Below are 22416 nucleotides of genomic sequence, written 5' to 3'. Positions count from 1 at the left end.
CAACTCCTGAGCGGCCGGGAAATCCGTTCGCGAGCAAGCTCGCTCCTACAAGGGACCTCTGCCCTGTGCCGGTGGAGCCGTAGGGCGAATAACGCCCCCGGCGTTATTCGCCCTACGAAAGCGATTCCCGCCCTCTCACACAAGAAAATGAAAATTTTTTGCATTTGCCACTGCAAGGTTTGCCTGGCCGTTTCGTCGTAGGCAGGAACGCGAAGAATTCTCACTACGCGACCCTGCCCACACAAGAACGGATTTCACCCGCATGCATTACCGTCCTTCCCCGCTGCACCGCGCGCTGTTGCTGGCTTCCCTGCTCGGCGCCGCGCCCCTGGCCCATGCGGCCGGCTCCGCCGCCGTCGAGCTGCACATCGCCCCGCGCAGCCTGGACAGCGCGCTGACCCAGTTCGCCGATCAGGCCGGGCTGCACCTGCTGTTCAACTCCGAGGACATCCAGGGCCTGCAGAGCGAAGGGCTGGACGGTACCTACAGCACCGAGGAAGCGCTCAACCAGCTGCTCTCCGGCAGCGGCGTGAGCTGGCGTTTCACCGACGAGCGCACCGTGCTGCTCAAGCGCGAGCAGGACGATTCCGCCGCCTTGAGCCTGGCGCCGATGCAGATCAGCGTGGCGGCGCGTACGCCCACCGAGATCAGCTCGATTCCCGGCACCGTCTGGGTCGTCGAGCAGACCCAGCTGCGCGAGCAATTGGATACCGGCGTGAGCCTGAAGGAGGCCGTGGGCAAGCTGGTGCCCGGCCTCGACCTGGCGCCCGAGGGCCGCACCAACTACGGCCAGAACATGCGCGGGCGCAACGTGCTGGTGATGATCGACGGCGTCAGCCAGAACAGCTCGCGCGGCCTGTCGCGCCAGTTCGACAGCATCTCGCCGTTCAACGTCGAGCGCATCGAAGTGCTCTCCGGCGCCAGCGCCATCTACGGCGGCGGCGCCACCGGCGGCATCATCAACATCATCACCAAGAAGGGCGCGGCCGGCGATGCGCGCTTCGAGACGCAACTGGGTGCCAGCAGCGGCTTCAACAACAGCGACGACCTCTCCACCCGCGCCGCACAGTCCATCAGCGGCGGCAACGATCGCGTGGTCGGCCGCCTGGGCGTGTCGGCGGAGAAGAACGAGGCTTTCTACGACGGCGCCGGCAACCAGATCTTCATCGACAACACCCAGACCGACCTGCAGTACAACCGCACCGTCGACGTGATGGGCAACCTCACCGCGCAGTTCACCGACGAGCAGAGCCTCGACCTGCTGGCGCAGTACTACGACTCGGGCAACGACGGCAGCACCGGCATCTACTTTCCCAACCTGAAGTACCAGGCGCCGTCGGACCTGGAGGATGCGCAGATCCGCAGCGGCATGGACACCGACCTCGAGCCGCGCACCCGCCGCGTGCTGCTCAACGCCAACTACCACCACAGCAACCTGCTGGACCAGGACTTCTACCTGCAGGCTTACTACCGCAAGGAAGACGACAACTTCTATCCCTTCCCCTACTACAACCCCGGCAAGCCAACCGGCTCCAAGGGCGTGTACTTCGCCGCCTCGCAGCAGAACTTCGAGGTCAGCGGCCTGAAGGGCCTCTTCAGCAAGCAGTGGGATTCGCTGAAGTTCACCTACGGCGTGGACTTCGACCACGAGCGCTTCAACGCCGAGCAGAAGGTCTTCGACCAGCGGCTGTCCTCCGAGAGCGGCGGCCTGGACCTGGAAACCGCCAGCAGCGCGCCGCGCTACCCCAGCTACATCGTCGACGGCCTGTCGGTGTACGGCCAACTGGACTGGAAGGTGACCGACCACCTGACCATTTCCGGCGGCGCGCGCCACCAGAAGATGGACGTCGAGGTGGACGACTTCAAAGGCGTGCCCGGCGGCAGCAACGACTACCAGGTCAACCTGTTCAACCTCGGCGCGATCTACGACTTCAGCAATGGCCACCAGGTCTGGACCAACTACAGCGAAGGCTTCGACCTGCCCGACCCGGCCAAGTACTACGGCAAGCCCGGCCTGTCGGTGGACGACAACCCGCTGGCCGGCATCAAGAGCCGCCAGGTCGAGACCGGCTGGCGCTACAGCGACCTGCAGTGGCAGGCTCAGGCGGCGGTCTATTACATCTGGTCGGACAAGATCATCACCACCGACCAGGCGACCCTGACCATCGACGTGCAGGACCAGAAGAGCCGCGACTTCGGCTTCGAGGGCGCGGTCACCCGCTACTTCGAGAATGGCTGGCAGGGCGGCACCACGCTGCACCTGGTGCGTTCGGAAGAGGAAGATGCCGACGGCGACTGGATCAAGCGCGATGCGCGCTATGCGTCGCTGTCCAAATTCACCGCCTTCGTTGGCTGGGGCGATGGCGAGCGCAGTGCCCGCCTGCAGGCCCAGCACGCGTTCAACCTGAAGGATGATGCGGACCACGAGATCGACGGCTACACCACCTTCGACCTGATGGGCGAGCAGAAGACCGGTTTCGGCACCTTCAGCGCCGGTATCCAGAACCTGCTGGACAAGCAGTACAGCACCGTCTGGGGCCAGCGCGCCGCGCTGTTCTATTCGCCGACCTACGGGCCGGCCTACCTCTACGACTACCAGGGCCGCGGGCGTACCTTCACCCTGGGCTGGAGCCTGGAGTATTGAGGAGCTGAAAAGATTCAGGCCACCTTTCCGGTGGCCTGATCGAGGGTTTCCACTATGCCGCCGCCAAGGCTTCGGCAGTGGCACAAGAGCACTTCGCCGAGCAGCTGCAACGAGGGCTCGGCGAAGTAGTCCAGCAGCGCCTCCTCGTCCTTCCAACTGCCCTGCAGCAGCCACGGCTGGCCGTTCTCCCGGACGACCAGCTGGCAGCGCAGGCACCCCGGCGCGCGGCGTGCGCCGTCGACCAGGTTGTCGATCAGGGCGCCCAGTTCCGCCTCGTGCCCCAGCCGGGGGTGGATCTGCAATTCGTGTTCGATGGGGGTTTGCCAGTGCATGTCCTGCCCTCCGCATTACGCCGAAGAAGTCCGGGGTGGCTCCTCGGACGACTGACAGGAAGATTACGGCCTGGCCAGGGCCGGACGTTATCCGGATGCTGCCGCCTTCTTGCCTGATCCTGCGTAACATTCGCCGTGTTCTGAAACAGGGTGTTTCCAGCCCCTGCACCGCCACGGTGCGCGAGCCGAAGCCGGCGTGGCTTGTCCATTCCTGCCGATTGCTTGCCTGATCCTCCAGCGGCTGCCTTACTGTCACACTCGCGCGGGCGTCGCGGGCGTAAGCTGCGAGCGCCGCCACTGGAGGTCCCGCATGTCCCAGCCCTACGATCCCGTCGCCGCCGGCCGCCAGGAGCTGGCCGACATCATCCAGCGCCACTGCCAGGCTGAAGGCGTCTTCGAAACCGCCGTCGATTCGCTGCTGCTGGCGCGCAGCGATTGTCCCAGCGAGGGGCGGATGCCGACCCTCTACCGCCCTGCCCTGTGCGTCATCGCCCAGGGCAGCAAGGAAATTCGCCTGGGCAGCGAGGTGTACCGCTACGACGAGCTCAACCTGCTGGTGGTGTCGGTGACCCTGCCGGTGTCCGGCCAGGTGATCGAGGCCTCGGAAGAAAAGCCCTACCTGTCGATCCGCCTGGACATCGACCCGGGCGAACTCACCCGGCTGATCGCCGAAGCGGGCCTTGCCGGCAGCACGCCACGGCCGGCCGGCCGCGGCATCTACCTGCAACGCGTGGATTGCACCGTGCTCGACGCCCTGCTGCGGCTCATGCGCCTGCTCGACACGCCGCGCGATATCCCGATGCTGGCGCCGCTGTTCGTCCGTGAAATCCTATACCGCCTGCTGCGTGGCCCCCAGGGCCATCTGCTGCACGACCTGGCGATGACCGACAGCCAGACCCACCGCGTCACCCGCGCCATCGAATGGCTCAACCGCAACTACGACAAGTCACTGCGCATCGAGGAACTGGCCCGCGAGGTGAACCTCAGCGTGTCCACCCTGCACCACCGCTTCAAGGAAGTGACCGCGCTGAGCCCGCTGCAGTACCAGAAGCAATTGCGCCTGCAGGAGGCGCGGCGGCTGATGCTGTCGGAGGGGCTGGAAGTGGCGGTGGCCGGGCACCGCGTGGGCTATGAGAGCCCTTCGCAGTTCAGTCGCGAATACAGCCGCCTGTTCGGTGCGCCGCCACTGCGCGACCTGGCGAGCCTGCGCGGGGCGCTGGGCAGCGAGGCCGTGCCGGCCTGAATTTGTAGGAGCGAGCTTGCTCGCGAAAAGTTTTTTCGCCGGCAGCTCCGGTGCTGGGTGGGTTCGCGAGCAAGCTCGCTCCTACAGGGGGTTGGCTATCCGGCAGATGCCAGGCCGCGGCATCAGCGCTGGTAAAGCTCCAGCGGCAGGTCGTCCGGGTCGGCGAAGAAGGTGAAGCGCTTGCCGGTCAGCTCATCAGTGCGGATCGCTTCGCAGGCCACGCCGTGGCTCTGCAGGTGGGCCACGGCGCTGTCCAGGTCATCCACGGCGAAGGCGAGGTGGCGCAGCCCCTGCGCCTCGGGGTAGGACGGCCGCGGCGGCGCGCCGGGAAAGGAGAACAGCTCCAGTTGCGCATCGCCCAGCGCCAGGTCGAGCTTCCAGGAGTTGCGCGCTTCGCGGTAGGTCTCGGCGATCACCCGCAGGCCCAGCACCTCGGTGTAGAAGTGCCTGGAACGTGGGTAATCCGAGCAGATCAGGGCGATGTGGTGGACGCTGTGCAGCAGGGGCATGGTGGTCGGCTTCCGAGGGTGGTCGGTCGGGTCTATCCTGCCAGCGGTACTGCATGGGTCAATGCGGGCTGTGTGAATCTGTCGGCTGGAGTGTAGGCATTGTGCCTGCTAGCATCGCGCCGCCCACCTGAACGGTCGACAGGATGTCCCCGTACGGCCGCACACGAAAGGAAGCCCCATGAAGAAGACCGCCCTGGCCATCGCCATCCCCCTGGCCGTCGTCGGCATTGCCGTTGCCGGCGCCTGGTACACCGGCTCGCGCGTCGAGCAGGAAGTCACCCGTGGCATCGAACAGGCCAACACCCTCCTCCAGGCCGACGCGCCCGACCTGGGCATGACCGTCGCCCTGCTCGGTATGGAGCGCGGCCTGCTCTCCAGCAGCGCGCGCTACCAGGTGACCATCACCGGCGACGAAGGCGAGGCGCCCACCACCCTGGTGTTCACCGACCGCCTCGAGCACGGCCCGTTCCCGCTGTCGCGCCTGGCCGCCGGCAAGCTGGCGCCGGTCATGGCGCAGAGTCATTTCGCCCTGGAGCAGAACGATTCCAGCGCGCCGCTGTTCGCCGCCGCCGGCGGCAAGACGCCGATCAGCGGCGAGTTGGCCATTCATTACGACCAGCGGCAGGACGGCGTCTTCGAGAGCGCCGCCCTGCAGTTCGCCCAGGACGGTGAAAGCCTGCGCGTCTCGCCGGCCAAGGTGAACTTCAGTGTGTCCGGCGACCGCAAGGACGTGCGCGCCGACGGCCGGATGGCCGAGGCCGACCTGGTGTTCTTCGACCCGCAGAGCGGCCAGCCGGTGCAGGTTCAACTGCGCGACCTGGATATCGCGGGCGACAAGAGGGAAAACGCCAACGGCTTCGCCCTCGGCCCCAGCTCGGTCAGCCTCAGGAGCCTGCGCGTGAAGGCACCGGGCAGCCCGGAGGTGGAGCTGCGCCAGACCGTTGGCGAGGAAGTGCTCACGCAGGGCGAGAAGGGCCTGGACCAGACGCTGTCCTACCGCGTCGGCCAATTGCTGGTGCAGGGGCAGGAAGTCGGCGGCCTGAAGCTCGACACCAGCCTGCGCAACCTGGACGAAGGCACCCTCCAGTCCATCAAGGAAACCTACAGCCAGTACGGCATGAGCAGCGTCGGCGATACCGGGGAACTGACCCCGGAGCAGGAGGCCGCGCTCAAGGGCCAGTTCCTGCGCCTGCTCGACAGTTCGCCGAAGCTGGCGCTGGATGAGCTGTCGCTGCAGACCGCCAACGGCGTGGCGAAGGTCTCCGTCGCCGTGGACCTGCGCAAGCCCGACCAGAGCGCCCGGACGCCGGACGAGATCGCCCGCAGCGTGCTGGCGTCGCTGACGGCCAACCTGAAGGTGGACAAGGCGGTGATCGGCGATGTCGTCGCGTTGCAGGCTGCGCTGGGCGGTGAGGACGCCGGCGGTATCGACCCGGTGGCGCTCAAGCAGCAGACTGACGCCATGACCGACCTGTTCAGCGGCATGGCGTTGCAATCGGAGTGGGCGGTACTGGACGGCAACAGCCTGAGCAGCTCGCTGGCCTATGCCGACGACAAGGTGAAGTTCAACGGCAAGGACATGACCTCCCAGGAGTTCGTCGCCTTTGCCGTGGGCTCCGCGCAGGGGCTGGGGCTGGGCGCTGGGGCTGCCGCTGGCGCGGAAGAAGAGCCGCAGGAAGAGAGCGTGGAGTAAGCCTCGCCTGAAACGAAAAAGCCCCGGCATTCGCCGGGCTTTTTGCCGGGTGCGGACCTTGTAGGAGCGAGCTTGCTCGCGAACAGAGTTGCCCGGCAGTTCCGTGGCTGGGCGGGTTCGCGAGCAAGCTCGCTCCTACGGTAGAGCCGCAATCAGCGAGCGTTGCGGACGCCGTCGGCCAGTTCGCGGCACAGGCCGAGCACGCCTTGCACAGCAGCGGCGGAGCTTTCCGCGTTGGCGATCTTGTCCACCAGCGCCGAGCCCACCACCACGCCGTCGGCGAGACGCGCGATGCTTGCCGCATGCTCCGGGGTGCGGATGCCGAAGCCGATGGAGACCGGCAGGTCGGTGTGGCGACGCAGGCGCGCCACGGCTTCCTCGACGTGGTCCAGGGTCGCCGCGCCCGCGCCGGTCACGCCGGCCACCGAGACGTAGTAGACGAAGCCCGAGCTGCCGTTGAGCACGGTCGGCAGGCGCTGATCATCGGTGGTCGGGGTGGTCAGGCGGATGAAGTCCAGGCCGGCGGCCTGGGCCGGGTCGCAGAGGTCTTCGTTGTGCTCCGGCGGCAGGTCCACCACGATCAGGCCGTCGACGCCGGCCTCTTTCGCGTCGGCGATGAACTTGTCCACGCCGTAGTAGTGGATCGGGTTGAAGTAGCCCATCAGCACCAGCGGCGTGGTGCTGTTGTCCTGGCGGAATTCGCGGACCATCTTCAGCGTCTTGACCAGGTTCTGGCCGTTGCCCAGGGCGCGGATGTTGGCCAGCTGGATCGCCGGGCCGTCGGCCATCGGGTCGGTGAACGGCATGCCCAGCTCGATCACGTCGGCGCCGGCTTCGGGCAGGCCCTTGAGAATGTCCAGCGAGGTCGAGTAGCCCGGATCGCCAGCGGTGATGAAGGTCACCAGGGCGGCGCGGTTCTGTTCCTTGAGTTCGGCGAAGCGGGTCTGCAGGCGGCTCATGCTTGCGGCTCCTGTTGCATGTGGTGCATGACGGTCTGCATGTCCTTGTCGCCACGACCGGACAGGTTCACCACCATGATGTGGTCCTTGGGCAGGTTCGGCGCGCGCTTGAAGACCTCGGCCAGCGCGTGGGAGGACTCCAGCGCGGGAATGATGCCTTCCAGGCGGCAGCACTGGTGGAAGGCTTCCAGCGCCTCGTGGTCGGTGATCGAGGTGTACTCGACGCGACCGATGTCGTGCAGCCAGGCGTGTTCCGGGCCGATGCCGGGGTAGTCCAGGCCGGCGGAGATGGAGTGCGCGTCGATGATCTGGCCGTCTTCGTCCTGCAGCAGGAAGGTGCGGTTGCCGTGCAGCACGCCCGGCACGCCGCCGTTCAGGCTGGCCGCGTGCTTGCCGGTCTCGATGCCGTGGCCGGCGGCTTCGACGCCGATGATCTGCACGCTGGCGTCATCGAGGAACGGGTGGAACAGGCCCATGGCGTTGGAGCCGCCGCCGATGCAGGCGACCAGCGAATCGGGCAGGCGCCCTTCCTTCTCGGCCAGCTGTTCGCGGGTTTCCTTGCCGATGACGGCCTGGAAGTCGCGGACCATCGCCGGGTACGGGTGCGGGCCGGCCACGGTGCCGATCAGGTAGAAGGTGTTGTGCACGTTGGTGACCCAGTCGCGCAGCGCTTCGTTCATCGCGTCCTTCAGGGTGCCGGTGCCGGCGGTGACCGGGATCACCTCGGCACCCAGCAGCTTCATGCGGAACACGTTGGCCTGCTGGCGATCGATGTCGGTGGTGCCCATGAAGATTACGCATTCCATGCCGAAGCGCGCGGCCACGGTGGCGGTCGCCACGCCGTGCATGCCGGCGCCGGTCTCGGCGATGATGCGTTTCTTGCCCATGCGCTTGGCCAGCAGGATCTGGCCGATGCAGTTGTTGATCTTGTGCGCGCCGGTGTGGTTCAGCTCTTCGCGCTTCAGGTAGATCTTCGCGCCGCCGCAGTGCTCGGTCAGGCGCTCGGCGAAGTACAGCGGGCTCGGACGGCCGACGTAGTCGCTCTGGAAGTAGGCGAGCTCCTGCTGGAACTGCGGATCTTCCTTGGCCTTCTCGTACTCGCGGGCCAGGTCGTGGATCAGCGGCATCAGGGTCTCGGCGACGTACTGGCCGCCGAAGTGGCCGAACAGGCCCTTGGCGTCTGGACCGGTGCGCAGTGTGGACATGGGAAGGCTCCTTGGGTGTCGTGGCGCAGGGCGCCCGATGGGCGCGGTCGCGGGCATGGCCCGCTCCTGTAGATGCTGCTCAGGATACGGCTGTGTGATGACGGGGAAAAGCGATAAGATCGCCACAACCTGTCAGAAAAACTCACGGATAGAACGCCATGAGCCGAGACCTTCCGCCACTCAATGCCCTGCGCGCCTTCGAGGCGGCCGCGCGTCTACGTGGCGTGAGTCCGGCGGCCGACGAGCTGAATGTCACCCACGGCGCGGTAAGCCGGCAGGTGCGGCAGTTGGAGGAGGCACTGGGCGTCACCCTCTTCGTCAAGGACGGACGTGGCGTAAAACTCACCGATGCCGGCCAGCGCCTGAGCGAGGTTGCCAGCGACTCGTTCGAGCGCCTGCGCAACGTCTGCGCCGAGCTGCAGCGCCAGGCCGACGGCAACGCGCCCTTCGTGCTCGGTTGTCCGGGCAGTCTGCTGGCGCGCTGGTTCATCCCCCGGCTGGACCGGCTGAACCGTGACCTGCCCGGCCTGCGCCTGCAATTGTCGGCCAGCGAGGGCGAACTCGACCCGCGCCGCGCCGGCCTCGACGCCACCCTGTACTTCGCCGAACCGCCCTGGCCGGCCGACATGCAGGTGCACGAACTGGCGGTGGAGCGCGTCGGCCCGGTGCTCAGCCCGCGCTACGCGCGTTTCGCCGAACTCTGTGCGGCGCCCGCCACCGTCCTGCTCGGCGAGTCGCTGCTGTACACCGCCTCGCGCCCGCAGGCCTGGCCGGCGTGGGCGACCAACAGCGGCCTGGATGCCGGCGCGCTGCGGCTCGGGCAGGGCTTCGAGCACCTCTACTACCTGCTGGAGGCGGCGGTGGCCGGTCTGGGAGTGGCCATCGCGCCGCAGCAGGTGGTGGCCGACGACCTCGCTGCCGGCCGTCTGGCCGCGCCCTGGGGTTTCGTCGAAACCCGCGCGCGGCTGGCGCTGTGGGTACCCGCGCGACTGCCGGACCGGCGTGCCGTGCAATTGGCGGACTGGCTGCGGGGCGAGCTGAACGTCTGAGGCGAAAGTCTGAACCGGACGCGTTTGCCCTGAGTCCACCCCTCTACTAGTGTCCTAGGAGGCGCTGGCACTCTGCCTGTGCGGCGCGGCGAACGAAGGAGAGCGGGCATGTCGAACCATCACACCTACAAGAAGATCGAGCTGGTCGGTTCCTCGCGCACCAGCATCGAGGACGCCATCAACAACGCCCTGGCCGAAGCGTCCAAGAGCATCAAGCACCTGGACTGGTTCGAGGTGCTGGAAACCCGTGGGCATATCGAGAACGGCGCGGTCGGCCACTACCAGGTGACCATCAAGGTCGGTTTCCGGATCACCGACAGCTAAGGGTCGGCGGCCACCTCGAGCGACCCTCGGACGTTTGTCATGCGCGCCTGCGATGCTCGCGGCGCGCCGTGAGCGGTGCACCGGGCCTGCCCGGTTTTCGGCCCGGCTGGGCCTTTTCCTGAGCATGACGAGGGAGCGTTAACGATGAAGAAGTTTCTGTTGGCCGTGGGGGTCTTCGCGCTGGCGGGCAATGTCCTGGCTGCCGGCAAGCCGTGCGAAGAGCTGAAGGCGGAGATCGACGCGAAGCTCAAGGCCAAGGGCGTCGCCTCGTTCACCCTGGAGATCGTCGACAAGGGCACTGCCACCGACAAGAAGGTCGTGGGCACCTGCGACGGCGGTACCAAGGAAATCGTCTACTCGAAGTAAGCGCTTCGCAGCGGATGACCCGGCCGGGAGCCCGCAAGGGCCCCGGCCTTTTTCATGCCGGGGGAGAACCGGGCTGGGCACTCTGCCGTCCGGAGGCGGTCCACCGTTAGGATAGGGTGCCCCGCATGGGGGTATGACGAGGGACGGCGATGACGATGAAATGGACCGTGGCGACAAGCGTTGCGTTGCTGCTGGCGGCGCCGGTGGGCTGGGCGGCGCCCAAGCCGTGCGAGGAGCTCAAGGCGGAGATCGAGGCCAAGATCCAGGCCGCCGGGGTGACGTCCTACACCCTGGAGATCGTGGACAAGTCCGAGGTGAAGGACCCGAACATGGTGGTCGGCACCTGCGATAACGGCAAGCGGCGGATCATCTACCAGAAGAACGACAGCTGACGAATGCCGGATCGCTTTTCCTTGCAGGAGCGAGCTTGCTCGCGAACGGAATGAGCCGGCCACGCCAGCGCTGGCAGGGTTCGCGAGCAAGCTCGCTCCTACAGGTGTATCGGTATGGGGCCGCGAGGGGGCGGCAGTACGAGTCGTCCCCGAGAGCCTTCCGATCTTCCCTCAGAACAACCCGCAGCTCACCGGCCCCTGGAAATCCGTCTTCGCCAGCAGCGTTCCGCCGGCGTCGGTCAGCAGCGCCAGGGCGCTGCGCAGTTGCGGCCGCAGCTCCAGCTGATAGCGCTGGCCGGCGGCGAACTGGTCGTAGACCACCTTGACCCGGCAGGTCAGCTCCGACGGGTCGCTCAGCGCGCCCATGCCGCCGCCGCTGGGCACTTCGTACTGGAAGCGCACCAGCAGCTCGTGCCGTCCCGGGCTCACCTGGAAATAGCGGCCGTCATTGACCGACTTGCCGTCCAGGCGCTCAGCCATCAGAGTCTTGCCGGGCGTGGTGTAGAGATCGACCCAGGCCATCTGCGGGTCGTGGGCGGGCAGCGGGCCGGCGCAGCCGCCCAGCAGGGCGAGCGCGAAGAGCAGACACAGGCGCATGAGGGTTCACCGTGGCGAAAGGATCCATAGCCACAGCATAACCCCGCGCCGGCTCGCTGCCGTCAGGCGCGATCGCAACCGCGTTCGCGGCCCCGCGCGATTTCGTTGGATTGCGCGTCGTACAGCTTGGCCCACGGGCGGAAACCGATGCTGCCGGTTTCCAGGCGATAGCGCTGGCCGGCGGCGAAGTCCTTGTACCTCACCGTCATCTCGCAATCGCGCCAGAGGGCTTCGTTCACCGGGCCGATATCCACCGGCTCGACCTGGAACTGGAAGCGCACGCGCAGCTCATGCTGCCCCGGATCGACCTCGAAGTAGCGCGAGCTGGGCCACTCCTTGTCATCCACCTTCATGGCGGCAAGATCGCTCTGGCTGTTGGTGTCCAGATCGATCCACGCGCGGTTCGGGTCGGGTTGTGGCATCAGCAGGGAGCAGCCGCTCAGGGCGAGCAGGCTGATGGCTGTGAGAACGGCGCGCATCGGGGGGACTCCTGGGGTAGTTTGCGTCGTGCCAGCGGGCGGACCAGGCGCTGTGCTATGTTCCGCGCATGCCCTTCCGCCTTCTTATCCCGACACTCGACCGCCGCCTGTGCCGCTGGGTTCCCTGCCTGGCGATCTGGGCGCTGAGCGGTTGTTCCACGGTGGGCTATTACGGGCAACTGGCCGACGGGCAACTGCGCCTGCTGGCCGCCCGCGAACCGGTGTCCGAGGTGGTGTCCGACCCTGCCCGCGACCCTGCCCTGCGCCAGCGCCTGGAGCTGTCCCAGCAGGCGCGCGCCTTCGCCAGCGCCGAGCTGGGCCTGCCGGACAACCAGAGCTACCGCCTCTACGCGGATATCCACCGGCCCAATGTGGTGTGGAACGTCTTCGCCACCCCGGAGCTGTCGCTGCAGCCGCTGACCCACTGCTTCCCCATCGCCGGCTGCGTGGCCTACCGCGGCTACTACGGCGAGGCGGGCGCGCAGGCCGAGGCGAAGCGCCTGAAGGAGGATGGGCTGGACGTCTACGTCGGTGGCGTGGAGGCCTACTCGACCCTCGGCTGGTTCAACGACCCGATCCTCAGCAGCATGCTGCGCTGGGGCGACCAGCGCCTGGCGGAAACCCTTTTCCACGAGCTGGCGCACCAGAAGTTCTACCTGCCCGGCGACACGGCCTTCAACGAATCCTTCGCCTCCTTCGTCGAAGCCGAGGGCGGCCGTCGCTGGCGCAGCGCGCGCGGCCTGGCGGATGAGGCGCCGCTGCTGGCCGAGCAACGCAAGCGCTTCACCCAACTGGTGCTCGATACCCGTGAGCGGCTGCAGACCCTCTACGCCAGCCCGCGCAGCGATGCCGAGAAACGTGCCGGGAAGGCGGCCGAGTTCGAGCGCCTGCGCCGCGAGTACCGCGAGCTGTGCGACCGCGACTGGGGCGGCAAGGCGCCCTTCGACGCCTGGATCAACGGCCCGCTGAACAACGCCAAGCTGCTGCCCTTCGGCCTCTACGACCAGTGGGTGCCCGCCTTTGCCACGCTGTTCGCCCAGGTCGGCGGCAACTGGCCGGCGTTCTATGCGCGGGTGGAGAAGCTCGGGGCGATGCCACAGGCGCAGCGCACGGCGGCGCTGGAGAAGCTGCTGGCGGGGCAGCGCGTGGCGTTCTGACGACGCCGCCGCTTTTCGTAGGAGCGAACTCGCTCGCGAACGGACTGCCCGGCAGCTCCAGTGTTGGGCGGTTCGCGAGCAAGCTCGCTCCTACAGGCCGCCGCCGGCGTCGATTTCGGGCATCGTTCCCACGGAATCACTCCGCCCGATCGGGACTGTGCAGCGGCAAATCCAACTGTACCCGTCGACGCAGCCAGGGGCTTGGCCGGTAGCGCGCTTCGCCGTAGCAGGCCTGCAGGCCCTGGAGAATGGTGAGGATGCGCGCCGCACCGTAGTGCTCGCCGAAGGCCAGCGGGCCGAAGGGATACCCCAGCGCCAGTTGCACCGCGCGGTCCAGCGTCACCGGGCTGGCGATGCCGCGCTGGGCGATCTCGCAACCGAGGTTGACGATCCCGGCGATCAACCGCTGGCTGATGAAGCCGGGCGAGTCGTTGATCACTTCCACCGGCACCCCGTCGCTGCCCAGCGCTTGCCGTGCCTGGATTTCCAGCGCCGGATCGAGCGCCGGCTGGCGCATCAGCACGCGGCGGCGGTCCAGGTCGGTGAAGGTTTCCAGCGCCAGGCTGCGTTCGGGCGGCAGGCCCAGGGCATCGATGCAGGTGCTGGCGTCCACCCCCAGCGGGGTGACCAGGCAGATGGCGCGGGATGACGGCGCTTCGCTGGTTTCCAGCACCACGCCGCCCTGGGTGAGGATCGCGGCGATGCGGTGGCGCAATTCCGGGTCCTGGCTGTCGAGCCAGTACGGGCGGTTCAGCAGCACCGGTTCCGGTTGCGCTTCCACCTCGCGCAGCACCTGGCCGTCGCGGTAGCGGTAGAAGCCTTCGCCGCTCTTGCGCCCGAGCAGGCCACCGGCGACGCGCTGCGCGGCCAGCGGCGAGGGCGTGTAGCGCGGGTCCTGGTAGAACTGCTGGTAGAGCGACTCCATCACCGCGTGGGAGACGTCCAGGCCGGTCAGGTCGAACAACTCGAAGGGTCCCATGCGGAAGCCCGGACCGTCGCGCAGGATGCGGTCGATCTGCGCCGGCGTGGCGATGCCTTCGCCGAGGATGCGCAGCGCCTCGGTGCCGAAGGCGCGGCCGGCATGGTTGACGATGAAACCGGGGCTGTCCGGCGACACCGCCGGGAAGTGGCCGGCCTGCTCCGCCAGCCGGCCCAGGCGGCGTACCACCGATTCGTCGGTACGCTGGCCGCGCACCACCTCGACGATACGCATCAGCGGCACCGGGTTGAAGAAATGGAAGCCGGCGACCCGCTGTGGGTGCTGGCAGCGCGCGGCGATGCGGGTCACCGAGAGCGACGAGGTATTGCTCGCCAGCACGGCGTCCGGCGCCACGCGCTTTTCCAGCTCGGCCAGCAGCGCCTGCTTGGCGCCCAGGTCCTCGATGATGGCTTCGATCAGCAGGTCGCAGTCGGCCAGCTCGTCGAGGCTGTGGGTCGGCAGCAGGCGCTGCATCGTCCCGGCCAGCGCCTCGGGGCTGAGCTTGCCCTTGGCCACCGAGCGCTCCAGCAGCTCGCGGTTGAAGGCCAGCGCCTGCTCCACGGTCTGCGGGTTGCTGTCGTACAGGCGCACCGGCAGGCCGGCCGTGGCGAACAACTGGGCGATGCCACGGCCCATTGCCCCGGCGCCGACCACGCCGATGCGGGTGAAGGACTCGGTCATGCTGCGGATCTCATCGTGCGAACCTGCTTCAACCATAGACGCTGTGTTCACGGGGCGGTCCTTCTGGCCAGTTCGAGATCGCGCAGTTGGCGCCGCAACAGCTTGCCGACGCTGGTCTTGGGCAACTCGTCGAGCACCTCGACGAAGCTCGGCACCTTGTAGCCGGTGAGGTGTTCGCGGCAGTGGGCGATGATCGCCGCCGGTTCCAGCGCGACGTCCCTGAGGCTGACGAACAGCTTCACCGCCTCGCCCTTGCGCGCGTCCGGCACGCCGATGGCCACGCACTCGCGCACACCGGGGTGGCGCATCACCGCGTCCTCCACTTCGTTGGGGAACACGTTGAAGCCCGAGACCAGGATCATGTCCTTCTTGCGGTCGACGATCCTCAGCATGCCGTCGGCGTCCAGCTCGGCGATGTCGCCGGTCTTCAGCCAGCCGTCTTCGGTCAGTACCTGGGCGCTCTCCTCCGGGCGCCGCCAGTAGCCCTGCATCACCTGCGGGCCGCGCAACCACAGCTCGCCCGGCTGGTCGGGGCCGGTGTCGTTGCCCTCCTCGTCCACGGTGCGCAGTTCGGTATCCACCAGCGCCTGGCCGACGTAGCCCTCGCGGTACGGACTCTGCAGCGTGCCGGTGGAGACCACCGGCGAGGCCTCGGTGAGACCGAAGCCTTCGCGCACCGGCGCGCCGGTCAGTTCCTCCCAGCGCCGGCCCACTTCGCGGTTCAGCGGTGCGCCGCCGGAGGTCACCCACTTCAGGTGGCTGAAGTCGATGGCGGGGAAATCCGGGTGGTTCATCAGGCCGACGAACAGGGTGTTGATCCCGCTCATCAGGGTGAAGGGATAGCGGCGCATCGCGCCGATGATCTCGTCGAGGTTGCGGCCGTCGCGGATGAATACGGTGTGCAGGCCCATGCCCACCGAGGACAGGCAGTTCGTGGCGAAGGCCATGATGTGGTAGAGCGGCAGCGGCGCGATACGCACGTCGGTGGCCGGCTCCAGCAGGCCGGGGCGCAGGAACAGTTCCAGGGTCTGGATGACGTTGGCGAGCAGGCAGCGGTGGCTGAGCATCGCGCCCTTGGAGACGCCCGTGGTGCCGCCGGTGTACTGCAGCAGCGCGAGGCGATCCAGGCCCGGTTCGGCGCATACCGGCGGCGCTTCGGCGCCCAGGCGCAGGGCCTGCTGAAAGCGCGTGCAGTCGGCCTCGTCGCTGTCGAACTGCGGACGTTCGATGTCGTCCACCGAGGTCAGCAGGATCTGCCGCACCGCGCTGTGCGCCTGCACCCCGCGCAGCAGCGGCAGCAGGCGGTCGAGCAGGAGCACGGCGCTGGCGCCGGAGTCGGCCAGCTGGTGGTGCAGTTCGCTGGCGGTGTACTGCGGGTTGGTGTTCACCAGCACCACGCCGGCCTTCAGCGCGCCGAAGGTGGCGATGGGGTATTGCAGCGAGTTGGGCAGCATCAGCGCCAGGCGGTCGCCGGGTTGCAGGCCGGCGCGGTGGCGCAGGTAGCGGGCGAAGGCATCGGCCTGGCGCTCCAGCTCGGCGAAGCTCAGGTGGCTGTCGCCGCAGGAGAACGCGAGGCGCTCGGGGAATTCGCGACAGGCGTCGCGCAGCAGGTCGTGGAGGTTCTGGTAGTCGTGACGGGTGATCTCGCGGGCCACGTGACCGGTCGGTTGAGCGGGCATCGACTTCTCCGTACTTTTTCTCTGAGCCTTGAATTATTGTTCTGCACAGCGAAACAGCGTGTCGAAATCGATGGTATGCGATAGGCTATTTTCCTGCAACGGGCACGCTCGGACCGCTGCGGGGCGGCGGGCCGATCTGCTATCGTTCGCCCGCGCCGCCCGCGGCGCCTGTCCACCAGATTCCCTGCCGAGGCCTCATGAGCGACGACGTCGAAGACAGCAGCACCCCCAAGGACCGCAAGTTCGTCGAGGCTCTCGCCCGCGGGCTGGACGTGCTGCGGGCCTTCACCCACGGCTCGGTGGTGCTCGGCAACCAGGACATCGCGCGGATCACCGGGCTGCCCAAGCCGACCGTGTCGCGCATGACCTACACCCTGACCCGGCTCGGTTACCTCTGCTACTCGCAGCAGCACGAGAAGTACCAGCTGGATTCCGGCGTGCTGGCGCTGGGCTACGCCTACGTTTCCAACCTGCGCGTGCGCCAACTGGCCAAGCCGTACATGGATGCCTTCGCCCGCCGCACCAACACCACGGTCGGCCTGACCTGCCGCGACTGGCTGTCGATGATCTACGTGGAGAACTGCCTTCCGCCCGACGCCACGTCCCTGCGCATGGGCGCCGGCGTGCGCCTGCCGCTGGCGACTACCGCCGCCGGCCGCGCCTACCTTGCCGCGACCCCGGAGCAGGAGCGCGAGCACCTGCTGTCGGCGCTGGAGGCGCGCCATGAGGGCGACTGGCAGGAGATGCGCGAATCGCTGGAGGCGTCCTTCGAGGAGTACCGCCAGCATGGGTTCTGCCTGTCCCTCGGCGACTGGGACCGCAACGTGCGCGCCGCCGGCGTGCCGCTGCGCCTGGCCGACGGCGGGCTGATGGCGCTGACCTGCGGGGCGCCGTCGTTCCAGCTCAGTGAAGAGACCCTGCGCGGGTCGCTGGCCCACGAGCTGGAAATCCTGGCGCGGGATATCGAGAGCCTCGGGGCCTGATCGTCCTCGAGCTTTTGTAGGAGCGGACTCCGTCCGCGATGTGTCAGCCTCAAGCCTTGTTTCCCGCGTCGCTTCGGCGTGCGCGCGGGCTTCTTGTTTCGCCCCCTCGGGCGACCTTCTTTGGCAAACGCCCCAAAGAAGGCAAAGGTCTTGCCCCAATCATCCGGTTTTTCGCTTAGGCGAAAAATTCCCTCGTTGAACCGAAGTTTCAGGGGCACGCGTCGAAGGGCCATCCCTGGCCCATCGCCGCTCTCGCGACATCCATGTCGCTCAACCCCTGAAACTCCGCTTCAACGAGGCCTCCTGAACGGGGCATTCGGCGCGTGCGGATATTTCTCTGGAAGCCTTTTGGGAGTCAGAGCCAAAGCCGGGGTTGGAGCGATAGGGCTGTTCGTAGGAGCGAGCTTGCTCGCGAACCGCCCAGCGCCGGAGTCACCGGAACATCCGTTCGCGAGCAAGCTCGATCCTGCAAAGAGACGGCGGTGCGCCTCAGACGACTTCCATCAACCCCGCATAAACCTTCAGGTGATGATCGTCGTCACCCAGCTGATGGCTGAGCATCACCAGCCGCTTGGCGTGGTGCGCCAGCACGTATTCCCAGGTCATGCCGATGCCGCCATGCAGCTGGATCGCCTGCTCGGCGACGTAGCGCGCGGCGCGGGTGACGATGAACTTGGCCGCCGCCAGGGTGCGGCTGCGCTCGGCGCTGTCGGGCCGGTCGGCGACGCAGGCGGCGAGGATCGCCATGCTGGTGGCCTGTTCCAGCTCGCTGCGCATGTCCACCATGCGGTGCTGCAGCACCTGGAACTTGCCGATCGGGATGCCGAACTGCTTGCGCGTCTTCAGGTAGTCGAGGGTCAGCGCGCAGGCTTCCTGCAGGCTGCCGAGGGCTTCGGCGCACTGCGCGGCGATGGCACGGCCCTGCTGGTAACGCAGCGCCGGTAGCGCCTCGCCCGGAGTACCGATGGCCTCACCGATGGCTCCGTCGAGGAACAGCTCGCAGGCGCGCTGGCCGTCCACCGTCGGGTAGTCGCGGCGGCTCACGCCGGCCTGCTGCGGATCGATGAGGAACAGGCCGATCCCCGCCTCGTCCCGCGCGTGGCCGGACACCCGCGCCGAGACCAGGATCGCCGTGGCGCTCTGCCCGCCGATCACCACTGCCTTGCGTCCGCTCAGCTTCCAGCCATCAGCGCCCTGCTCAGCGCGGGTCTGCACGTCGTGCAACTGGTAATGGCTCTGCGGTTCTTCCAGTGCGACCGCCAGTTGCGCTTCGCCGCTGGCGATGCGCGGCAGCCAGTGCTCCTTCTGCGTCTCGCTGCCCAGCTGGGCGATCAGTCCGCCGCCGTGCACCACCGATTGCAGGTAGGGTTCCAGGCACAGGCCGCGACCCAGCTCGGTGAGCACCAGCAGGCTTTCCACGCCGCCGCCGAAGCCGCCGTAGGCTTCGGGCAGCGACACCGCCGTCAGCCCCAGCTCGCCCAGCTGGCGCCAGAAGTCGGCGCTGTAGCCAAGCTCGCTCCTGCCGAAGCCCTCGCGCTGGTCGAACGGGTATGCGTCGCGAACCAGGCGGGCCGCGGTGTCCTGCAGCATCTGCTGCTCTTCGCTCAGTTTGAAGTCCATGATCGGGGCCTCACAGCTCGAGAATCATCTTGGAGACGATGTTCTTCTGGATTTCGTTGGAGCCGCCGAAGATCGACAGCTTGCGCAGGTTGAAGTACTGGCTGGCCGGCGCCGCCGCGTAGTCCGCGTGCAGTGCGTCGCTGCCGAGCTCGAACTCTTCGGCGATGAAGGGCAGCGCGTAGGGGCCGAGCACCTTGCGCAGCAGGTGGCTGATGGCCTGGCGGATCTCCGTGCCCTTCACCTTCAGGATCGAGCTTTCCGCGCCCGGCACCCCGCCTTCGCGGGCGGCGGCGAGGATGCGCAGGGTGCTCATCTCGATGGCCATCAGCTGCATCTCCACCTCCGCTACCTGGGCGCGGAACAGCGGGTCCTCGAGCATCGGCTTGCCGTCGCACAGCTCACGGCTGGCGACCTGCTTCAGGTGCGCGAGCACCGCCTTGGATGCGCCGATACCAGCGAGGCCAGTGCGCTCGTAGGTCAGCAGGTACTTGGCGCAGGTCCAGCCTTCGTTCTCGCGGCCCACCAGGTTCGCCACCGGCACGCGCACGTTGTCGAAGAAGACTTCGTTGACCTCGTGCTCGCCATCCAGGGTGATGATCGGGCGCACGGTGATGCCGGGGGATTTCATGTCGATCAGCAGGAAGCTGATACCGCGCTGCTGCTGCGCCTCGGGGTCGGTGCGCACCAGGCAGAAGATCCAGTCGGCGTGCTGGCCGAGGGTGGTCCAGGTCTTCTGGCCGTTCACCACATAATGGTCGCCGTCGCGCACGGCGCGGGTCTTCAGCGAAGCGAGGTCGGAGCCGGCGCCCGGCTCGGAGTAGCCCTGGCACCACCAGTCGGTGCCGTCGAGGATGCGCGGCAGGTAGTGCGCCTGCTGCTCGGGCGTGCCGAACCTGATGATCACCGGGGCGACCATGTTGACGCCGAAGGGGATGGTGCGCGGCGCGCCGAAAGCGGCGCATTCCTCTTCGAAGATGTGCTTCTGCACGGCGTTCCAGCCGGTGCCGCCGAACGCCTCCGGCCAGTGCGTGGCGTACCAGCCCTGCTCGGCGAGCACGTGCTGCCAGCGCTGGTGGTCGCCCTTGTTCAGGTGTTTGCCCAGGCGCACCTTGCTGGCGATGTCCTTGGGCAGTTTCGTGTCGAGGAAGTGGCGGACTTCATCGCGGAACGCGAGTTCGTCGGGGGTGAAATGGATGTCCATGCTGGGTCCTCAGAGGTCGGCGAAGCGGCGGCCTTCGGCCACCAGGCGTTCGAGCAGCGGTGCGGGTTGCCACCAGGCGCCGAGGCGCTGGTGGAACGCGCGGATTCGTTCGAGCACTTGCGCAAGGCCGACGCTGTCGGCGTGGAACAGCGGGCCGCCGCGCCAGGCGGGGAAGCCGTAGCCATTGAGGAAGATCACATCGACGTCGCTGGCGCGCTGGGCGATGCCTTCGTCGAGGATATTGGCGGCCTCGTTGATCAGCGCGTAAATGCAGCGTTCGACGATCTCTTCGTCGCTCACTGGCGCGCGGGTGATGCCGCGCTCGGCGGCGGCCTGTTCGAGCATGGCCGGCAGTGCCGGGTTGTCCTGCGCGGCTCGGCCGCCCTCGCCGTACTGGTAGAAGCCGGTGCCGGTCTTCTGCCCGAGCATGCCGGCGGCGATCAGCTGGTCGAGCACCGTCGGCAGCGTCTGGCCGGGCTTGAGGTTCGGCCGCTGGCGCGAACGGATCGCATGGCTGATGTCGAGGCCGGACAGGTCGCGCACCGCCAGCGGTCCCATGGCCATGCCGAAGGTGCGCAGCGCGCGGTCCACCTGCGCGGGGGTGGCGCCCTCCTCCAGGAGGAATTCGGCCTGGCGGCCGTACTGGAAGATCATGCGGTTGCCGACGAAGCCGTCGCACACGCCGACCACCACCGGGACCTTCTTCAAGCGCTTGCCCAGTTGCATGCCGGTGGCCAGCACGGCGGCCGAGGTGGCCTTGCCGCGCACCACTTCGAGCAGGCGCATGACGTTGGCCGGGCTGAAGAAATGCAGGCCGACCACGTCCTGCGGACGCTTCGTGAAGGCGGCGATCTCGTCGAGGTCCAGCGAGGAGGTGTTGCTGGCGAGGATCGCGCCGGGCTTGCAGTGGGCGTCCAGTCGTTCGAAGACCTGGCGCTTGACCTCCAGGCTTTCGAACACGGCTTCGACCACCACGTCGGCGTCGCCCAGCGCGGCGTAGTCGAGCACGCCGCTGATCAGGCCCAGGCGCCGCTCCATCTCTTCAGCGCCCAGGCTGCCGCGTGCCACGCTGGCGGCGTACAGGCTGCGGGCGCGGTCGAGGCCGCGTTGCAGGGCGTCTTCGTTCACTTCCAGCAGTTGCACCGGGATGCCGGCGTTGGCGAAGCACAGCAGGATGCCGACGCCCATGGTGCCGCCACCGATGACGGCGGCGCGGTGGATGTCCCTGGGCTGTACATCCGTTGCCAACCCGTCGATCCGGGCAGCTTCGCGCTCGGCGAAGAAGGCGTGGATCAGCGCGGCGCGCTGCGGCGATTCCATGCACTGCATGAACAGCTCGCGCTCGCGGGCCAGGCCTTCGCGCAGCGGCAATTGCGTCGTGGCTTCCACCGCGTCGATGCAGCGCTGCGGGGAGAACTGGCCGGGCAGGCGCTTCTGCACTTCGCCGCGCTTGTGGGCGATCAACTCGGCGAGGCCGCTTTCCTGCACGCGTTCGTTGCGCTCGCCGGTGCGCCGCGGGCCCTTGCCGTCCGCCAGCAGGCGCTGGGCGAAGGCGAGGCCGGCGTCGATCAGGTCGCCGTCGAACAGCTCGTCGACGACGTTGCATTCCAGGGCCTGCGGCGCGCGAATCGGCGCGCCGGAGACGATCATGTCCAGGGCCTTCTCCACACCCACCAGGCGCGGCAGGCGCTGGGTGCCACCGGCGCCGGGCAGCAGGCCGAGCTTCACTTCCGGCAGGCCGACCTGGGCGTCGCGGCGGGCGATGCGGTAGTGGCAGGCCAGGGCGACTTCCAGGCCGCCGCCCAGGGCGGTGCCGTGGATCACGGCGACGCTGGGCTTGCGGGCGCCTTCGAGGATGTCGACCACCTCGGGCAGGGACGGCGCCTGCGGCGGCTTGCCGAACTCGCGGATATCCGCGCCGGCCATGAAGGTGCGTCCGGCGCACACTAGCACTACCGCACGCACCTGCGGATCGGCCTCGGCCTGCTGGAAGGCGGCGAGCAGCCCGGCGCGGACGGAGTGTCCGAGGGCGTTCACCGGTGGGTTGTCGACCGTCACCAGGGCAATCTCGCCCCGGCGTTCGAGCTGTACCGCTTCTGACATGTCGTGCTCCGTTTTGAATTGTTTTAACGGAATTATGTTTCGCTGTGCAGAATACGACGGACGTTTTTTCTTGTCGAGTAGGGCTGGCTCTGTACTTTTTGTAGGACCGAGGGGGGACGCCCAGTCCTTGCTCGCGAAGCGTTCCTGATACCCGGAGGTAGGCCTTTCGCGAGCAAGTGTCCCGTCCTGAATAAGGTTTACACCTTCGCCCTTATTTTCAG

General features: G+C 67.6%; 20 protein-coding genes. 9 read left to right on the top strand and 11 right to left on the bottom strand.

What is annotated here, in order from left to right:
• Window positions 1-262 precede the first annotated feature (262 nt).
• Complete coding sequence (locus ACYCAX_RS17225; RefSeq protein WP_460248464.1) at window positions 263-2644, top strand: TonB-dependent receptor; 2382 nt, start codon at window positions 263-265, stop codon at window positions 2642-2644.
• A gap of 14 nt (window positions 2645-2658) precedes the next feature.
• Here ACYCAX_RS17225 and ACYCAX_RS17220 read toward each other — a convergent pair whose 3' ends face one another.
• A complete protein-coding gene (locus tag ACYCAX_RS17220; RefSeq protein WP_015474846.1) occupies window positions 2659-2976 on the bottom strand; it encodes an antibiotic biosynthesis monooxygenase family protein in 318 nt (105 codons plus the stop codon).
• Window positions 2977-3286: 310 nt separating this feature from the next.
• On the opposite strand from ACYCAX_RS17220, the gene ACYCAX_RS17215 reads away from it, so the two are divergent.
• Window positions 3287-4219, top strand: a complete 933-nt coding sequence (locus tag ACYCAX_RS17215) for an AraC family transcriptional regulator (protein WP_015474847.1) — start codon at window positions 3287-3289, stop codon at window positions 4217-4219.
• Between the two features lie 122 nt (window positions 4220-4341).
• On the opposite strand, the gene gloA2 is transcribed toward ACYCAX_RS17215, so the two are convergent.
• On the bottom strand, window positions 4342-4728 hold the full coding sequence (gene gloA2, locus ACYCAX_RS17210; RefSeq protein WP_015474848.1) for an SMU1112c/YaeR family gloxylase I-like metalloprotein: 387 nt from the start codon (window positions 4726-4728) through the stop codon (window positions 4342-4344).
• Window positions 4729-4906: 178 nt separating this feature from the next.
• Between gloA2 and ACYCAX_RS17205 the strand changes: the two genes are divergently transcribed.
• Window positions 4907-6421, top strand: coding sequence for a YdgA family protein (locus ACYCAX_RS17205; RefSeq protein ID WP_460248463.1), 1515 nt, complete (start codon window positions 4907-4909; stop codon window positions 6419-6421).
• Window positions 6422-6573: 152 nt separating this feature from the next.
• Here ACYCAX_RS17205 and trpA read toward each other — a convergent pair whose 3' ends face one another.
• Together trpA and trpB are read right to left on the bottom strand one after the other, a co-directional pair.
• Window positions 6574-7380: a tryptophan synthase subunit alpha gene (trpA, locus tag ACYCAX_RS17200; RefSeq protein WP_460248462.1), complete on the bottom strand. Its 807-nt coding sequence runs from the start codon at window positions 7378-7380 to the stop codon at window positions 6574-6576.
• Window positions 7377-8585 (bottom strand): tryptophan synthase subunit beta, encoded by a 1209-nt coding sequence (trpB, locus tag ACYCAX_RS17195; protein WP_460248461.1) that lies wholly within the window; start codon window positions 8583-8585, stop codon window positions 7377-7379. Before trpB ends, trpA begins: the two co-directional genes overlap by 4 nt.
• Window positions 8586-8743: 158 nt before the next feature.
• On the opposite strand from trpB, the gene ACYCAX_RS17190 reads away from it, so the two are divergent.
• The 4 genes from ACYCAX_RS17190 to ACYCAX_RS17175 all read left to right on the top strand — a co-directional run bounded on the left by ACYCAX_RS17190 (window position 8744) and on the right by ACYCAX_RS17175 (window position 10716).
• Complete coding sequence (locus ACYCAX_RS17190) at window positions 8744-9634, top strand: LysR family transcriptional regulator (protein WP_460248460.1); 891 nt, start codon at window positions 8744-8746, stop codon at window positions 9632-9634.
• 108 nt (window positions 9635-9742) lie between these two features.
• A complete protein-coding gene (locus tag ACYCAX_RS17185) occupies window positions 9743-9958 on the top strand; it encodes a dodecin (RefSeq protein ID WP_015474853.1) in 216 nt (71 codons plus the stop codon).
• Between the two features lie 144 nt (window positions 9959-10102).
• The gene (locus ACYCAX_RS17180; RefSeq protein WP_015474854.1) at window positions 10103-10324 is read left to right on the top strand and encodes a DUF1161 domain-containing protein; all 222 of its coding nucleotides are present in this window, start codon (window positions 10103-10105) and stop codon (window positions 10322-10324) included.
• Between the two features lie 155 nt (window positions 10325-10479).
• A complete protein-coding gene (locus tag ACYCAX_RS17175; protein WP_460248506.1) occupies window positions 10480-10716 on the top strand; it encodes a DUF1161 domain-containing protein in 237 nt (78 codons plus the stop codon).
• A 171-nt stretch (window positions 10717-10887) separates the two neighbouring features.
• Here ACYCAX_RS17175 and ACYCAX_RS17170 read toward each other — a convergent pair whose 3' ends face one another.
• The gene (locus tag ACYCAX_RS17170; protein WP_294976293.1) at window positions 10888-11313 is read right to left on the bottom strand and encodes a PA0061/PA0062 family lipoprotein; all 426 of its coding nucleotides are present in this window, start codon (window positions 11311-11313) and stop codon (window positions 10888-10890) included.
• Window positions 11314-11375: 62 nt separating this feature from the next.
• Window positions 11376-11792 (bottom strand): PA0061/PA0062 family lipoprotein, encoded by a 417-nt coding sequence (locus ACYCAX_RS17165; RefSeq protein ID WP_015474857.1) that lies wholly within the window; start codon window positions 11790-11792, stop codon window positions 11376-11378.
• Between the two features lie 68 nt (window positions 11793-11860).
• Here ACYCAX_RS17165 and ACYCAX_RS17160 point away from each other — a divergent pair, with 68 nt between their 5' ends.
• Entirely contained in the window at window positions 11861-12949 is a 1089-nt protein-coding gene (locus tag ACYCAX_RS17160) for an aminopeptidase (protein ID WP_460248459.1), read from the top strand.
• A 136-nt stretch (window positions 12950-13085) separates the two neighbouring features.
• Here ACYCAX_RS17160 and ACYCAX_RS17155 read toward each other — a convergent pair whose 3' ends face one another.
• Together ACYCAX_RS17155 and ACYCAX_RS17150 are read right to left on the bottom strand one after the other, a co-directional pair.
• The gene (locus ACYCAX_RS17155) at window positions 13086-14609 is read right to left on the bottom strand and encodes a 3-hydroxyacyl-CoA dehydrogenase (RefSeq protein WP_460248458.1); all 1524 of its coding nucleotides are present in this window, start codon (window positions 14607-14609) and stop codon (window positions 13086-13088) included.
• Between the two features lie 47 nt (window positions 14610-14656).
• A complete protein-coding gene (locus ACYCAX_RS17150; protein WP_460248457.1) occupies window positions 14657-16288 on the bottom strand; it encodes an AMP-binding protein in 1632 nt (543 codons plus the stop codon).
• 197 nt (window positions 16289-16485) lie between these two features.
• Here ACYCAX_RS17150 and ACYCAX_RS17145 point away from each other — a divergent pair, with 197 nt between their 5' ends.
• Window positions 16486-17271: an IclR family transcriptional regulator gene (locus ACYCAX_RS17145; RefSeq protein ID WP_015474861.1), complete on the top strand. Its 786-nt coding sequence runs from the start codon at window positions 16486-16488 to the stop codon at window positions 17269-17271.
• Window positions 17272-17760: 489 nt separating this feature from the next.
• On the opposite strand, the gene ACYCAX_RS17140 is transcribed toward ACYCAX_RS17145, so the two are convergent.
• Genes ACYCAX_RS17140 through ACYCAX_RS17130 form a run of 3 tightly spaced genes read right to left on the bottom strand, consistent with a single transcriptional unit; the run spans window position 17761 to window position 22195 of the window.
• Entirely contained in the window at window positions 17761-18891 is a 1131-nt protein-coding gene (locus tag ACYCAX_RS17140; protein ID WP_294976309.1) for an acyl-CoA dehydrogenase family protein, read from the bottom strand.
• A 10-nt stretch (window positions 18892-18901) separates the two neighbouring features.
• Complete coding sequence (locus ACYCAX_RS17135) at window positions 18902-20092, bottom strand: acyl-CoA dehydrogenase family protein (protein WP_460248456.1); 1191 nt, start codon at window positions 20090-20092, stop codon at window positions 18902-18904.
• Between the two features lie 9 nt (window positions 20093-20101).
• A complete protein-coding gene (locus ACYCAX_RS17130) occupies window positions 20102-22195 on the bottom strand; it encodes a 3-hydroxyacyl-CoA dehydrogenase NAD-binding domain-containing protein (RefSeq protein WP_460248455.1) in 2094 nt (697 codons plus the stop codon).
• Window positions 22196-22416: the final 221 nt, after the last annotated feature.

This window comes from Pseudomonas sp. MT3 (assembly GCF_054720805.1).
This window is presented reverse-complemented; position numbering and strand designations above follow the sequence as displayed.